Annotated in this window: 1 protein-coding gene; it reads left to right on the plus strand. The window is 76.3% G+C overall.

Going from position 1 to position 1,740, the window contains the following annotated elements; genetic code table 11:
* Nucleotides 1-219 precede the first annotated feature (219 nt).
* On the plus strand, nucleotides 220-1,713 hold the full coding sequence (locus tag ACIQOV_RS40250) for a diaminobutyrate--2-oxoglutarate transaminase (RefSeq protein WP_401055945.1): 1,494 nt from the start codon (nucleotides 220-222) through the stop codon (nucleotides 1,711-1,713).
* The last annotated feature ends 27 nt before the right edge of the window (nucleotides 1,714-1,740 follow it).

Here is a 1,740-nt window from a genome sequence, read left to right on the forward strand (position 1 = left end):
GGCGGGCCTGACGGCGGCCGGGGGTGAGGCGGCATGGGTCGGTGGCCGGGGGCGGACGGTCGGCGAGGGCCCGGCCCCGGGCCGTGACCCTTCCGCGCGATGCTCGTTGGATGAACCGGGGGAGGTTCACTCACTCGGGTGGTTCCGGAGGCCCCGGGGCGTTCCTCCAGGTCAAGGGCAGTAAAGTTAGGCTAACCTAACTTCCCCTGGGGGTTTCTCGTGTCACTCGCTGCCGTACCCGTCCAGGCCGCCTCCGGAGCCCCGGCCGCCGGTGAAGCCATCCTGCGCCGTCAGCGCGTCCGCGAGTCCGCCGCCAGAACGTACGCCCGCTCCTTCCCGATCGTCCCGGTCCGCGCCCACGGCATGACCGTCGAGGGCGCCGACGGGAGGCGCTACCTCGACTGCCTCTCCGGCGCCGGCACGCTCGCCCTCGGACACAACCACCCGGTGGTGCTGGAGGCGATCCGCCGCACCCTCGACAGCGGTGCCCCGCTGCACCTGCTCGACCTCGCCACCGCGGAGAAGGACGACTTCACCAGCGCGCTGTTCGAGAGCCTGCCCGCGGAGTTCGCCGCCCGCGCCCGGGTGCACTTCTGCGGACCGGCCGGGACGGACGCCGTCGAGGCCGCCCTCAAGCTGATGCAGACCGCCACCGGCCGCTCCGGCGCGCTCGCCTTCACCGGCGCGTACCACGGCATGACCGCCGGCGCCCTGGCACTCACCGGCAACGTGGCCGTCAAGGAGCCGCTGCCGAGCGGCGGCGAAGTCGCCCGGCTGCCCTTCCCCTACGGCTACCGCTGCCCGTTCGGGGTCGGCGGCGACGCGGGCGCCGGCCTCGCCGCGACCTACGTGGAGCGGCTGCTGGACGACCCCTCGGGCGGCGTGGTCGCGCCGGCCACGATGATCCTGGAGGCCGTCCAGGGCGAGGGCGGGGTCGTCCCCGCGCCCGACGGCTGGCTGCGCGAGATGCGCCGGATCACCGCCGAGCGCGGCATCCCGCTGATCGTCGACGAGGTGCAGACCGGAGTCGGCCGCACCGGCGCGATGTGGGCGATCGAGCACAGCGGCATCGTCCCGGACGCCATGGTCCTCTCCAAGGCCATCGGCGGCAGCCTGCCGCTCGCCGTCGTCGTCTACCGCGAGGACTACGACGGCTGGCGGCCCGGCGCCCACACCGGCACCTTCCGCGGCAACACCCTCGCCATGGCCGCCGGGGCCGCGACGCTGCGCCACGTCGCGGCGAACGGGCTGGCCGAGCGGGCCGCCGCCGTCGGCGAGCGGATGACGGCCCGGCTGCGCGAACTCGCCGTCGAACTGCCGGTGATCGGCGACGTGCGCGGCCGGGGGCTGATGCTCGGCGTCGAACTGGTCGACCCGGCGGCCGAGCCCGACGCCTGCGGCGCCCGGCCGGCCGACCCGGCGCTCGCGGTGCGGGTCCGGGAGGCCTGCCTGGCGCGGGGTCTGATCGTCGAGCTCGGCGGACGCCACGACGCGGTGCTGCGACTGCTTCCGCCGCTCACCATCACGGACGAGCAGGTGGCGGCGGTCCTGGAGCGGCTGGCGGAGGCGATCGCGGCGGCCTCCACGGCCGGGCGGCCGGGTGGATCGGCGAGCGGGTCGGCGGGCGGATCGCCGAGCGGATCGGCGGGCGGGTCGGGGCAGGCGGTGGCAGGTGCGTCCGCGGGCGCGCCGGCGGCTCGGGGCCGGCGGTGAGCGGCCCCGGACCGGACCCCGGAACCG

The organism is Kitasatospora sp. NPDC091257 (assembly GCF_044757675.1).
GTDB lineage: Bacteria > Actinomycetota > Actinomycetes > Streptomycetales > Streptomycetaceae > Kitasatospora > Kitasatospora lactacystinica.